Source organism: Microvirga vignae (assembly GCF_001017175.1).
Classification (GTDB): Bacteria; Pseudomonadota; Alphaproteobacteria; order Rhizobiales; family Beijerinckiaceae; genus Microvirga; species Microvirga vignae.
In genome coordinates this window covers 37,990-52,180 of the sequence record NZ_LCYG01000014.1, presented here as the reverse complement: position 1 = coordinate 52,180, position 14,191 = coordinate 37,990, and the positions used below count along the sequence as shown (strand labels likewise).

9 protein-coding genes are annotated in these 14,191 nt (G+C 56.7%); 7 read left to right on the top strand and 2 right to left on the bottom strand.

Annotated features, from left to right (window positions below; genetic code table 11):
- Positions 1-193: 193 nt before the first annotated feature.
- Positions 194-2,716: a PAS domain S-box protein gene (locus AA309_RS32825; protein WP_084730836.1), complete on the bottom strand. Its 2,523-nt coding sequence runs from the start codon at positions 2,714-2,716 to the stop codon at positions 194-196.
- A 255-nt stretch (positions 2,717-2,971) separates the two neighbouring features.
- Positions 2,972-5,836, bottom strand: a complete 2,865-nt coding sequence (locus tag AA309_RS31635) for a bifunctional diguanylate cyclase/phosphodiesterase (protein WP_483127776.1) — start codon at positions 5,834-5,836, stop codon at positions 2,972-2,974.
- Here AA309_RS31635 and AA309_RS37175 point away from each other — a divergent pair, their 5' ends adjacent.
- The 7 genes from AA309_RS37175 to AA309_RS03625 all read left to right on the top strand — a co-directional run bounded on the left by AA309_RS37175 (position 5,837) and on the right by AA309_RS03625 (position 14,122).
- Positions 5,837-5,968: a hypothetical protein gene (locus AA309_RS37175; protein WP_280136873.1), complete on the top strand. Its 132-nt coding sequence runs from the start codon at positions 5,837-5,839 to the stop codon at positions 5,966-5,968.
- A gap of 899 nt (positions 5,969-6,867) precedes the next feature.
- Complete coding sequence (locus AA309_RS03650) at positions 6,868-7,554, top strand: response regulator transcription factor (protein WP_047187638.1); 687 nt, start codon at positions 6,868-6,870, stop codon at positions 7,552-7,554.
- A 399-nt stretch (positions 7,555-7,953) separates the two neighbouring features.
- On the top strand, positions 7,954-9,627 hold the full coding sequence (locus AA309_RS03645) for a methyl-accepting chemotaxis protein (RefSeq protein ID WP_052954461.1): 1,674 nt from the start codon (positions 7,954-7,956) through the stop codon (positions 9,625-9,627).
- A 60-nt stretch (positions 9,628-9,687) separates the two neighbouring features.
- Positions 9,688-12,477, top strand: coding sequence for a hybrid sensor histidine kinase/response regulator (locus tag AA309_RS03640; protein WP_047187636.1), 2,790 nt, complete (start codon positions 9,688-9,690; stop codon positions 12,475-12,477).
- Positions 12,478-12,479: 2 nt separating this feature from the next.
- Entirely contained in the window at positions 12,480-12,971 is a 492-nt protein-coding gene (locus AA309_RS03635) for a chemotaxis protein CheW (protein ID WP_047187738.1), read from the top strand.
- Positions 12,972-13,020: 49 nt separating this feature from the next.
- Positions 13,021-13,404 carry a response regulator gene (locus AA309_RS03630; RefSeq protein WP_047187635.1) on the top strand — a complete coding sequence of 128 codons (384 nt, stop codon included), beginning with the start codon at positions 13,021-13,023 and terminating at the stop codon, positions 13,402-13,404.
- A 19-nt stretch (positions 13,405-13,423) separates the two neighbouring features.
- Positions 13,424-14,122, top strand: a complete 699-nt coding sequence (locus AA309_RS03625) for a protein phosphatase CheZ (protein ID WP_084730835.1) — start codon at positions 13,424-13,426, stop codon at positions 14,120-14,122.
- Positions 14,123-14,191: the final 69 nt, after the last annotated feature.

Here is a 14,191-nt window from a genome sequence, read left to right as displayed (position 1 = left end):
GGCTGGAGAACCTGGGACTCTGCAATCTCTGCATGATGAATCCGGCAGAGCTCTTGGCAAAGCTCAAAAAATGAGCAATGGGGCATCTTCCTCTCGTCGAGATGGCTCTTCCGTTGTCATGAGCAGTGATTGGTTCAGGAGAAGCTTTCGCTCTGGCGAACGATCGTTCAACCTCGTGCTGATCGCGGCCTGATCAGTAGGCTTCAGGATGGGCGACCTCATCAGTGTCGACGGTCTTTAGGGTGAAATGGAACGTGGTTCCTTCACCTCGGGTCGAGTCTGCCCAGATCTTTCCCCCGTGGGATTCCACGATCGTCCTGCAGATCGAGAGGCCGACACCCATGCCGCTTTTTTTGGTCGTCGTGAACGGCTTGAAGAGCTTGCTCAAGACTTCCGGCGCAATGCCTGGGCCTGTGTCCTGCACACTGATCTGAACCACCGTTTCGTCATGCACCAATCTGGCGCGGATGCTCAAGCTGCGATTCTGGACGTCATGCATGGCCTCAACCGCATTGCGGAGAAGATTGATCAAGACCTGCTGGATTTGCACACGATTGACGATGACATGAAGTCCATTCGGTGGAAAGTCGAACTCGACCTGAACGCCTTTCTCCTTGGCCCCAACGAGCCCAAGAGCGCCTGCCTCCTCGATCAGCCGCTGCAATTCCTCGACTCGATGCTCGCTTTCGCCGCGCGCAACGAACTCCCTCAGCTGTCGTATGACCTCGCCCGCCCGCAGGGCTTCCTCGGCTGCCTCGTCGACGGCCATCCTGACCATGTCGACCTGTTCGCCTTCCATGCGATCCAGGATGAGGCCACACCCCTTCAGGTAGCTGGCTATGGCTGTCAATGGCTGATTGATCTCATGCGCCAGTGTCGAGCCCATCTCGCCCATGGCCGTAAGACGGGACATATAGGCGAGTTCGGACTGCAACTCCTGCATCCGCATCTCGGTGTATTGGCGCTCTGTCAGATCCCGGATGAACGCCGTGAAGAAGCGCTCGCCTTCCCAGCGCATCTCGCCGACCTGAACTTCCATTGGGAAGGTTGATCCGTCCTTGCGCTGTGCCACGGCCACGCGGCTGCTGCCGATGATCCGGCGCTCGCCGCTCGCACGATAACGGCCGATATAAGCATCATGCTGCTCGCGGTAGGGCAGAGGCATCAGAAACTTGACGTTGGTACCGATCACCTCATCGGGCTGGTAGCCGAAGACATGCTCAGCCGTGGCGCTGAATGAACGAATGATCCCTTTCTCGTCCGCCACGATCATGGCATCGGGAACGGTTTCGAGAATGGACCGCAGATGGGCTTCGCTTCGGCTCAACTGCTCCTCGCTCGATTTAAGAGCGAGCTCCGCCAGTTTACGGCTGGTGACATCTTGAGCAGTGCCGATTCTACGGACGGGCTTCCCACCGACGTCCAGCACGGTTCGGCCTGTCGCCGAAATCCAACGCTCTTCACCGGTGTCTGCACGAAGAATGCGGAAGGTGCAGCTGTATGTGAGATCGCTATTGGCCGGATGGGCGAAGAACTTTCGTTCGATACGGTCTCGGTCCTCAGGATGAACGAGGGACAGAATAGCATCCTTGTAGATGATTGCGTCTGGGTTCAGACCGAGAAGCTCGTACGCTTCGAGCGTCCATTGATGCTCGCCCGTCAGGATATCGAAGTCCCAGATGCCCAAGCCGGTGGTTTCAACAGCCAAGCGCAGGCGCTCTTCGCTGTCACGCAGCTTGTCCTCGGCTATTCTGCGGTCGTGGATGTCAGAAATGGTGCCAGCCCATTCCTGAACTTTTCCAGCTTCGTCCAGGAGCGGTACGGCCCTGCAGGACACCCATCGGTAATCGCCGTCGCGTCCGAGGATCCGGTGAACAATCTTCACCGGTTGCGCCGCATGGACGGTTTTCTTCCAAGCGGTGATGGCGTGCTCACGATCTTCGGGGTGAATGATGTCCATCCAGCCAAGCGGTGCGCCAACCACCGGCTCTCGGCCGCAGAACTCATGCCAGCCCCAGCCCTCGATGTATGAACCTTCCGCATTCGCGCGCCAGCCGATAGCCGTGCTGGTTTCAATCAATGCGCGATACCGCTGCTCGCTTACGCGCAGATCTTCAGCAGCAGGTTTTTGCGGATGAGTATCGGCGCTTGTATCAGCCTGCTGCTCAACCTTGCATGGGTTGCCCCGGTCAGCATGGGCAAGGCTCGTTTGCCTGAGCTTGATCTCGCGGGTCGCGAAGCGCGAGAGGGCAAGCAGTGCCCGTGACTGTTTCGACGATAGTCCCGCAGGACGGGGTGTGTGGTCAAAGATGCAGAGCGAGCCGAGAATGGGGCCGCTTTCGAATGTAATGGGAACCGCAGCATAAAACCGCAGATGCGGTTCACCTACGACAAAGGGGTTCTCGCTGAACTCGGGATGGTGAGAGAGATCTCCTATGCTGACTGATCCTGTCGGCTGGAGAGCACGGACACAGATCGAGTCCGCTAAAGGGATCTCGCTTGGGATATTGCCGAGCTTGGCTTTGAGCCAATGTCTTTCTTCGTCGAAGAAGCCTATTGCTGCGACCGGACACCCACAAATATCGGCAGCGAGTTGGACGATATCGTCAAAGGCCGCTTCAGGCGCCGTATCCAGAATCTGCAATTGACGCAGAATAGAAAAGCCTGATGCCTCTGTCCTTTCGGAGAAACCGTCCCTGGTTGTGGTGGAGGTCATGAATGGCCAGCCGAGGCGTGCTGTTGGTTGTGTCAGATTGACTGGCCCGGCTACCAAAGTGAAATGTAAAATTCAATATAAACATGGTTATAGACAAGCTTGTCCGTCTATGGGTCCGAAGGGCACGGCCCATTTATGGTACAAAATATCATATCTATGACCTCTGACATCTCACCGGCAGGTGCGAGATGCTGTTCGCTTGAGAGGACCAGCAGTGAGCGCTCCCTGCTGCTGAGCATCGAGAGCGCTTGATGGTCAATGTGCCCGGAGGAATGCTTTTCCCACCGGCCTGCGGTGGACGGCTTTTTGGTTCCACTGGGCCAGCAGGCCGGGAATCTCACAAGCCGGTACCGGCTTTGCATAAAAGTAGCCCTGGACATGATCGCAGCCGAGATTATGCAGACGTTGCGCTTGTCCGAATGTCTCGACACCTTCAGCTGTTACCTTCAGCTTTAAGCTCTTTCCAAGGCCAATGACGGCAGCAATGATTGCTTCGTCGTCAGGATCGTTTTCGAGGTTTTGAACGAAGCTGCGGTCGATCTTGATGTGATTGACCGGGAACTGCTTCAAATGCGTCAAGGATGCGTAGCCGGTGCCGAAATCATCCAAGGCGATGTGGATATCATGCTGACGGAATTCCTGCAGGAGCTTGGAAACATTGTCGGAGTTCCGCCCGAGAAGAACCGTTTCCGTGACTTCAACCTCAAGGAATTTGGGTGATACCTTTATCCAGTCGAGCGTTCTGAGCATGTTGTCGACCATGCCAGGCTGGATGAACTCTGCAGGCGAGAGATTTAATGCGACGCGGCCGAAGGGAACGTCGTCGTCGAGCCATTGACGCAAGTCCGTGGCGACAGTCGACATCAGCAGCTTGCCGATCTCCGACGCGAGCTCGTGATCTTCGAAAGCGGCGCCAAAGGTTGCCGGTGTCAATATGCCCCGAGCAGGATGACGCCAACGCGCAAGAGCCTCGAAGCCCACGATCTGACCCGTGTTGAGGCAAACCTTCGGCTGATAGAAGGGGAGGATCTCATGGTTGGAAATCGCTTCACGCACGCTTCTTCCCAGAGATACCCGCTGCTCGGTCACCCGGCGCATTTGGGGTGAATACGTGACGACCTGATTCCGCCCCTGTGACTTGGCCTGGTAGAGCGCGATGTCGGCATCCTTCATCAGTTCTGCCGGTTCACCGTCATGATCCGGGAAAGCAGCAACTCCGATGCTGACGCGACTGATCAAGGTGCGCTTTTGATAGGTGAAGGGCTGACGCAGTGTCTCCAGGATGAGGGAGCCGAGCCGGGCCGAGTTTTCCAGCTTTAAGGGCTCGACCACGAGGAGGGCGAACTCGTCGCCTCCAAGTCTCGCAACCGTGTCGCAATCGCGCACCATGCTTGAGAGGCGCGTGGCCGTTTCTTTCAGCAGAGCGTCGCCGGCGTCATGTCCCAAGGTATCGTTGATGTCCTTGAATTCATCAAGGTCGATCATCAGCAAGCTGACACTGGTGCCATTCTGACGAGCATTAAATAATGCCATTTCAAGGCGACGTAGAAACAGGCTGCGATTGGGCAGGCCGGTCAGAGGGTCATGATTGGCGGCGCGCCAGATCTCCTCTTCGGCTTCCTTATGGTCGGTTATGTCGAAGGTCACCCCGACAATTCTGTTCGGCCCGGCTTTCTCAGCACGTGCCCTTACCCATCGCAGGTCGCCGCTCGGCTGGATGATACGGCATTCGACAGAGTCAGAGCCATATATCTCAATGCGATCAAAGAAATGCTTGATCTTCGGCCGGTCCGCCGGATGGACAGCTCCAAAGATCTCCACATTGTCTCGAGCGGCAATTCCAGAGAGGGAAAGGGAATTCTCCGAACGTTTGGTCAGTCTTGTTGTGGGATTGAACTCCCATGCCATCATATGGGCGGCCTTGAGCGCGAGCTGAAGGCGCTCTTCGCTGTCACGAAGAGCTTCCTCCGACTGCTTGCGCTCGTGAATATCCATTGCGATCCCGAACCATTGTTCGATTTCGCCTGCTTCATTCTTGAGCGGCTGGCCTCGAACGATAAACCACCTATAGGTGTCGTCGGATGCACGACGTATGGGGATCTCAACCTCGAAGGAGTTCTTCTTCGAGAAGGCCTCCTTCAAGAGGTTGAGGGCGTCGTCTCGCCGGCTCGGATGGACGATGGATGCCCATCCATGGCTGTTGCGCTTGTCACGCTCCAGGCCCGTGTAATCGTACCAGTACTCGTTGCAGTAGGTAAAAGCACCAGTTCTGTCGCTGAACCAGACAGCCTGTGGCGAGAGGAATGAGAGCGGCATCACATCTACGAGTGTCCGGAACCGGCCTTCGCTCTGACGGAGGCTTTCTTCGGTTCGCTGGATCTCCGTTATGTCACGCGACACACACAACAGTGTCTGAGGTTCTCCAGCGTCGTTCATGATGGGCGTGACGACGATGTCCCACCACTTCGGCGTTCCAGAATGCACAGGGCAATAGCCCTTATAGCGTCCGACGCTCCCGGTCCTTGCGCGTTCCATGGCCTGAGCGGCCTCCTCGGCGTCCCGGGCGGCAAAGAGATCAATCCAGCTCTGTCCCTGGATCGAGTCGAGGCTCTCCACTTCCATGGCACGCATGCCATTCTCATTCATATAGAGGAGGCGGAGATCAAGATCCAAAACGGCAATGCAATCCCCGCAACTCGCGAGAAGATGCTGCTTGAATGTCTCGGCTTCTGCGAGTGCTCGATCTGATTGCTTGAGATGGAGCTGGTTCAAGACAGCTTGAGCGAGGCTCTGGAGGGCTTCTGCTTGCTGTTCCGTGAGACCTCGCCGGCGCGCCTTGTAATCCAGCACGCACAATGTGCCGAGGGGAAGGTCATCCTTCGTTCTCAGGGGTATGCCGGCATACAATGAGATGCGAGGCTTGATATCCAGAAGAGGATTGTTTTTGAAACGAGAATCTTTCCTCAGGTCTGGGATCACGAGAAGACCTGACTGACAAATCGTATGAGTGCAGATTGACAACTCGCGTGGCGTTTCGCTCAGTTCGGTTCCGTAAGCTGCCTTAACCCACTGCCTGTGCTCATCGACAAAGCTAATCAATCCAATCGGAGCATTGCAGATATGGGCCGCGATCCTGGCAATTTCGTTGAAGAAGCCCTCCGGTTCGGTGTCCAGGATGCGGAAACTCCGAAGCGCAGCAAGTCGGTCGGCCTCGCGCCGCTCCGGATAGAGATCGGTGTTGGAACTCTCTGACATGCGAGATACGCCCGGGCTGGGATAATATGATCTGCTCAAGCGATGTCGGAATCCAACCGACCCAACAGAATTGCGTCATGCCTCAAGCAGAAAAGCTCGATCTGTTGTTCAGGATTATCCGGGCTCAGGCCGGTAAAATGGCAGGGCATCATGCCGGACCTTCAGTAGAAGGTATGCCATAGTGCTTCAATGACTTTATGCCTAAAGGCAAAAACATTTGGTCATTGCTTTAAATGGTATGGGCCGTCCCAAGAAGAGTCAAGGATGCTTTGAGAGTGGCTGCCCTGGAGACATTAACTATATTTTTAAAATACGGCACAGCACTGCGCCGGCGTCACGCGCCAAAGTCGAACAATTCCTGAAAGGGGGAGAGACTGGGGCAAGATTGTGGCGCTACAGGGTCAGCCACGCCAACGCGATTGGCTCGGCCTGCCTATGGAATAGCAGGCGAATCATAAGTCGAAGACGAGAGGAAACTTGGCCCCGATAACCCCAACGAAGTACGTAGGCTTCTAGGCTGGACTACGTAGTGGCTCGTTTCGGGAAATACTGAGTTATTGAATATCATAGCATACCTCTCTCGAAGAGGCGCAGGCCGGTGCTTCTTGAGGATCTCGTTGCCAAACCGTTTCGACGTAAGGAACTGTCTTAACTCTGTCCTCTCCTGGATGAGGAAAACGTCTTGGCCGCGACAGGTCTAGGAAAAAATGTTGATTCGTTAACAGCTATTAACCTTCCCCCTCTTGACCCTCTGTCTCAATACGTATTGCCCCTCAAAACGAACAGGCATAGCTTCCAGATGCCGAACAAAAAAGTATCCGTCAAATATGGCGAAGAAACGGCAAGGTGTGATTTGAGTTGAGTAAGTAATTTATACTAATGGCTGGGGGCCAAACATGTATATCGTTGTCGATGATCGACAGATAGTGACGTCAGGATATGTAGCAAGCTTCAAGCGGGAAGGTGTATCTTCCATTGGCTTGTATTCGACCGAATTCAGCGAATGGCTGGAGTCGGCTTCTGACACCGACATGGAAGCAATTCAGGGCTTCGTTCTCGGCAGCTTTGAACAGCGCGCGAGCTATGCCGAGAGCATTCGGCGGCACTCCAAAGCTCCCATTATCGCTTTGAGCGATGTGCGCTCTCTTGAGGAGACGCTCGAACTCTTCACCGCGAAGTTCGACGACGTTGTCCGCAAGCCCGTTCACGTGAGAGAGATCCTTGCTCGCTCAGAAGCCGTTTGGAGACGCGTGAATGCCAGCTCGGGAAAAGCGAGCTCGAACGACAGCGACCGGCTGAAGGTCTTTTTCGACGGGCGCGATCCTGAGATCGACGGTATTCCCCTCACGCTCCCGCGTCGCGAGCGGCACATCCTCGAGTATCTCGTGCGCAAGAAGGGGCACCGCCTGACGAAGAAACAGATCTTCGATGCGGTCTATGGCCTCTATAGCGACGATGTCGAAGACAGCGTCGTAGAGGGGCATATCAGCAAGCTCCGCAAGAAGTTGCGTCAGCGCCTGGGATATGACCCCATCGATGCTAAGCGGTATATCGGCTACTCTTACACCGGCGCTGTCTCCTAGACGCAGGAGTGACGATCTCTTCGCCGGACTGAACGGATAGCATCCTGCTCCGGCGGCTACGCAAGGCCCGTTTCAGGCATATGGAAAAGTCCTCGTCGGGTTCGCCCGGCGAGGACGATCATAAGACGATGCTCGGTGCTGGGGATGCGCATGAGAAATGCTCTGCGATGCCCCTGTCTCCTCTAAATCTCAGATTCTCCTGATGCGGTCTTCCACCCGGTCGGTCTCTGACCAGGGACCAGAGCTTCTGGAAGCGACCCGCAAGCGGAATGACGTTTGGCCTGGAAGTCTAGAGGGCCTTATCCCACGCAAGCCCCTCTTTCCTGCAGCGAAGCCAGCTTGACGCAAGGCACGGCCACTAAGGTCAATCACGCTGAAGTCCAACTCTAGTCTGTCATTATGTCTCTCACGATCTCCCGTCGCCTCGGTTTGCTTGTGGCCGTTGCTGTCATCATCAGCGCTCTCGCGGTCATTGCCCAGCTCTTCGTCATGGACAACGCGATCGTTCGTGAGAGAAAGCTCTCCGTTCTCAGCCAAGTGGAAGCTGCTGCCTCTCTCATGAAAGGCCTTGCCGAGCAAGCAGAAGCTGGACGATTGACGAAGGAGGAGGCGCAAGAGCGTGCAAAGGCGCTTCTTCGAAGCATGCGCTACGGCAGCAACGAATACTTTTTTGCGTATGATTCCTCAGGCCGGATGATTGTTCACGGAAGCAAGCCGGAGAATGAAGGAAAGGATCTGCGACGGGTAAAGGACGCGAACGGCGTCTATATGCACGCAGAGCTGGTCGAAGCCGGGCGGGGAGGCGGCGGCTATGTCAACTATCAGTTCCCGCGTCTGGGTCAGGACACGCCGGTGCCCAAGATCGGCTATGCCTACAACTTTGCTCCCTGGCAATGGATCATCTGCACGGGCGTCTACACCGACGACATCGATGAGGTCTTCTGGGCGAATGCACGAAATGCGGCCCTTCGGTCGGCTCTCATGATCGTGGTGCTGATCGGAGTTGCCTGGTTCCTGTCTCGCGGTCTTGTCCGGCCCGTTCGATCCTTGACCTCGGCGATGGCTGCGCTTGCGGCCGGCGATACGAAGACGGCGGTTCCAGGAACCGAGCGGCCCGACGAAATCGGAACCATGGCAAAGACCGTTCAGACGTTCAAAGCCGCCATGATTGCGAAAATCGAGGCCGATGAGGTTGCCCTGCAGGAGATGAGCACCAAGGCGCGGAGAGCCCAGGTTCTGGACGAGCTGACCCGACAGTTCGAGCACAATGTGAGTGCCATGACGCAGTCTCTCTCCAGTGCCGTTTCTCAAATGGAAGTCTCGGCGCAATCCATGTCCGTGGTTGCAGACCAAACAAACCATCAGTCGGTCGGCGTTGCGTCGGCGGCTCAGCAGACAACGGTGAATGTTCAGACTGTTGCCGCTGCCACCGAAGAGTTGTCGATTTCAGTCCGCGAGATCGCCAGTCAGGCAGCCGACTCATCGCGAATTGCCAGTGAGGCCGTGCAGGCGGCACGGCAGACCGATGCGACGGTTCAGGAGCTTGCGCTGGCCGCGGATCGGATTGGAACCGTTGTTCAGCTGATCAACTCGATTGCCAGCCAGACGAACCTGCTTGCTCTCAATGCAACCATCGAAGCTGCCCGCGCCGGTGAGGCTGGCAAGGGATTTGCGGTGGTAGCCATGGAAGTGAAGGACCTCGCAAGGCAGACCAGCAAGGCAACCGAGGAAATCGGGGCACAGATCGCCGCTATCCAGGAAACAACGCAGCAATCCGTGAACGCGATTCAGAATGTTGCAAGGACAATTACCGAAATGTCCCGGATCTCGACCATGATCGCAGCTGCCATGGAAGAGCAGGGAGCCGCAACTGGCGAGATCTCCCGCAATATCCAGGAAGCGGCGCGGGGAACCGAGCAGGTGACAGGCAACATCGTCCTGGTGCAGCAGGGCGCTGGTGAAACGGGAACTGCAGCCAATCAGCTTCTCGGCGTAGCCCGTGAACTTGCCCACCAAACATCAAGGCTTGGGCAAGAATTCTCTAACTTCATGTCCGGTATCAAGGCTGCATAGCGAGAGGCGTCGAGCAGTCGACTGCTAACCAGTTACTCCAGAGAGACAAGAGACACGGCAATGGACGACCTCCTCCTTGAGTTCCTTACGGAGACCAGCGAACATCTTGAAACGGTCGACGTGGAGATGGTTCGTTTCGAGCAGGATCCGAACAACCAGGCGATCCTCAGCAACATTTTCCGTCTTGTGCATACCATCAAGGGAACCTGCGGGTTCCTCGGACTCCCGCGACTTGAGGCGCTGGCTCATGCAGCCGAAACCCTCATGGGCAAGTTCCGTGATGGAATGCCGGTCACAACGTCAGCCGTATCGCTGATCCTGACGACGCTCGACCGCATCAAAGACATCCTGGGCGAGCTGGAGCGCCATGGCGTTGAGCCGCAAGGTGCCGATGACGATCTGATCGAGGCCCTCGACAGAATGTCGAATGCCGGGGCCTATGTGCCTGAGCCCGTTGCGCATCGTGCCAAGCCAACGACGGTGGGAACGCTTGTCCATCAGGTGCTTGAACGCGAGTTGAAACCTGGTGAGGTCTCTCTCGATGAGTTGGAGCGCGCTTTCCAGGAGGCGCCTGGACCTGACAGCGAGGAAACCAGCGGCACTCTCGTTTATCAGGTGCTGGAGAGAGCGCTGAAGCCCGGAGAGGTTTCTCTCGACGAACTGGAACGTGCATTTCGAGATGCTCCGGGTCCGGATCAAATCGCACCCGCCAAGCCGGCCGTCGTTGCGCCACCTGCACAAGCCAGGCCTCCTCAGAAGGCTCAAGGTGCCACGGAAGCATCGGAGCATGGCGAAGGCGGAGAAGGTGTGGCCGGCAAGGTCCAGACGATCCGCGTCAATGTCGATACGCTTGAGCATCTCATGACGATGGTGTCCGAGCTCGTCTTGACTCGTAACCAGCTGCTCGAGATCGCTCGTCGCAATTCCGAAGACTACGGATATAAGGTGCCCCTGCAGCGCCTCTCTCAGGTCACGGCCGAGTTGCAGGACGGCGTGATGAAGACGCGCATGCAGCCGATCGGCAATGCATGGCAGAAACTGCCCCGCGTCGTACGCGATCTCTCGAACGAGCTCTCGAAGCAGATCGATCTGGTCATGCAGGGAGCCGATACCGAACTCGACAGGCAGGTGCTCGAGGTCATCAAGGATCCTCTCACCCATATGGTCCGCAACTCTGCGGATCACGGGATCGAAAGCCCTGCCGAGCGCAGGGCCGCCGGAAAGCCGGAGAAAGGCGTCATCCGCCTCAATGCCTATCATGAGGGTGGATCGATCACGATCGAGATCTCCGATGACGGCAAGGGCCTGAATTACGCCGCCATCCGAAAGAAGGCGGTCGAGAGAGCCATCGTCAGCGAGGTTGAGATCGAGCGGATGAGCGACGCTCAGGTCGGCAAATTCATCTTCCATCCCGGTTTCTCGACAGCTGCCGCGGTGACGTCCGTGTCCGGGCGTGGTGTCGGCATGGATGTGGTGAAGACGAATATCGAGCTGATCGGCGGCACGGTCGATATCCGCTCCGAGCCAGGCCGGGGCACGACATTTACCATCAAAATTCCTCTCACTCTGGCGATCGTCGCAGCACTGATCGTCTCGTCGAAAGACCAGAGGTTTGCCATTCCGCAGGTGGCGGTTTCGGAGCTCGTCAGAGTGTCGCCCGCATCGGAACACTCGATCGAGCGGATCAACGGGACGCCGATCTTGCGTCTGCGTGAGCGCTTGCTGCCGATTGTTCCGCTTTCGAAGGTGATGCGTCTCTCTGAGATTGAGGACGTGGACACCGGATTTGTGGTCGTCACTCAGGTTGCGCAGCAGCGTTTCGGCATTCTTGTCGACGGCGTCTTCCACACGGAAGAAATCGTGGTCAAGCCGATGTCGTCCAAGCTGAGGCACATTCAGCTCTTTTCCGGCAACACCATTCTCGGCGATGGTGCCGTCGTTCTGATCGTCGACCCGAATGGCCTTGCGAGAATGGTTGGATCAGGGGCACAAAACAACGAGTTCCAGAACGATGTGACACTCGATCAGGCGATTGCTGCTGTGGAAGAACTGACGAGCCTCCTCGTCTTCCGTGGTGGCGGAAACTCGTTGAAGGCTGTGCCGTTGTCCTTGGTGACCCGCCTTGAGGAGATCGACGCATCGACGATCGAGTGGGCCAGCGGCCGGCCTGTGGTGCAATACCGGGGTCGTCTCATGCCGATCGTCTCCTGTGACGAGGATCTTGAGGTCAGGAGGCAGGGCATGCAGTCCCTTCTGGTGTTCTCGGATGGCGAGATATCGATGGGACTTGCCGTGGCCGAGATCGTAGACATCGTCGAAGACAGGCTCGAGGTCGAGCTTCTGGCTGAACGATCCGATCTCGTGGGATCGGCAGTCGTGCGGGGCAAGACCACGGAGATCGTCAACATCGCCCATTACCTGCCTCTGGTTCTTGAGACATGGTCTCGCACGGATCAGAGAGCCAAGCAGGGCAATTCGCTGCTCCTCGTCGATGGCTCGAACTTCTTCCGTGACATGCTGGTGCCCGTTCTCAAGGCGTCGGGATATCGTGTGCACACGGCAGCGACGGCACAGGATGCCGCTCGTTACCTTTCGAGCGGCGCTCAGCCCGATTTCATCGTGACCGATCTTGAATTGCCGGGAAATTCCGGATTTGCGTTCATCGCAACGCTGAGGGCTGATACCCAGTACCGGTCGATTCCCATCATCGGTCTGACGTTGCGGCCCGATCCTCAGCTGATTGCTTTGGCAAGACGCTTCAAGATTACGGAAGTCGTTTCAAAAGTGGACCGTCGAGGATTGTTGTCTGCTCTGGCGGAACTCAGTGGATCCCTTGAGGAGGCTGCATGACCATGAATGCCATGAACACGGTTGCCATCGGAACACCCAAAAACTTCTCTCGGGAGATGGAGTTCATCACCGTCACCGTGGCGCGTCAGTTGCTCGGCCTTCCCATTGGCCGCGTCCATGACGTGTTCGTGGTCAGCGAGATGACCAAGGTGCCATTGGCGCAAGCAGAAATTGCCGGATTGCTCAATCTCCGCGGACGCGTCGTGACGGCTGTGTCGCTGCGCAGCCGCTTGGGCCTTGAGGATGATGGCAAGGCAGGGCGCCGGATGGCGGTCGGCCTCGAAAACCAGGGTGAGGCCTACGGTTTGCTTGTCGATGAGGTTGGGGAGGTTCTCAAGCTCGATCCTGACGAGATGCAGCCCAACCCTGTTCATATGGACCGCCGCTGGGTGAACCTGTCCCAAGGGGTGCATCAGCTCCAGGGCGAGTTGATGATCGTTCTCGATGTGGATGCGGTTCTTGCCTTCGGAGCCGAGCGGGACCCGGTTCAATAAATTTCGTTCTCATCAATTCCATTCATCTCACTAAATAGGATACGCAACCGTGAGCCTAGACCTTTCTACCCCTGTTCTTGTCGTCGACGACTACCAGACAATGGTGAGAATTCTTCGGAATCTGCTCAAGCAGATCGGCTTCAACGACGTTGATGATGCGTCTGACGGACAGGCTGCTCTGGAGAAGCTCCGATCCAAGAAGTATGGCCTTGTCATTTCTGACTGGAACATGGCCCCAATGACGGGATACGAGCTGCTCCAGCAGGTCCGCGCGGATGCCGAACTAGGATCTCTGCCGTTCATCATGGTGACTGCCGAAGCAAAGACTGAGAACGTCGTGGCGGCAAAGAAGGCCGGGGTCAACAATTACATTGTGAAGCCCTTCAACGCCGAAACTCTCCGGTCCAAGATCAGCGCTGTCTTCGGCGCATGATCGAATTACGGTAAGAGCCATGAACCCACGTAAGAGCTATCGTATCGAGGCTCATATGGCCTCCGCTCCTCCTGACGAGGGAGCTCTCGATCGTCATAACGAAGTCATGTCCATGCTTGGGACGATCAAGGAAGCTATCGTGCCGGCAAAGGAGCTGTCCGCGGCTCTCATCGAAGAGCACCGCAAGGACATGCAGGAGGCTCTTCGTCTCAAGGTCGAGCTGGACTCGATCTACGAGGCCATTGAGCGAACCAAGCGTGAGATTGCTACGCTTCGTTATGCCGGAGCCCAGGGGCAGGAGATCAATCGCGTCACGGATGAGCTCGGTGCCATTGTGCTGGGCACCGAGACTGCGACCAACGCGATCCTGGCGGCGGCGGAAAGGATCGATGAGCTCTCGGGCAATCTGGCGGCGCGTCTTTCAGGCGGTGACCAGGATTTTGCTCGGGAAATCTCCGACCAGGTCATCAGCATCTTCGAGGCCTGCAACTTCCAGGACATTACGGGTCAGCGTATCAGCAAGGTCGTGAACGCGATGAAGTTCGTCGAAGAGCGCGTCCATGAGATGATCGAGATCTGGGGCGGACTTGAGAGCTTCAAGGACGTCGAGGCTGCGGACGTCGCACGCCATGGTGACGAGGCGCTTCTCAACGGGCCGGCGCTTTCGACGGACAAGGGCATCACGTCACAGGATGCTATTGACGCCCTGTTCGGCTGAGTGCCGCTTTTCAAACGTGGATGCCCGATTCAGTTGGGCATCCACCATTCCATTAATGGATGTATTAAG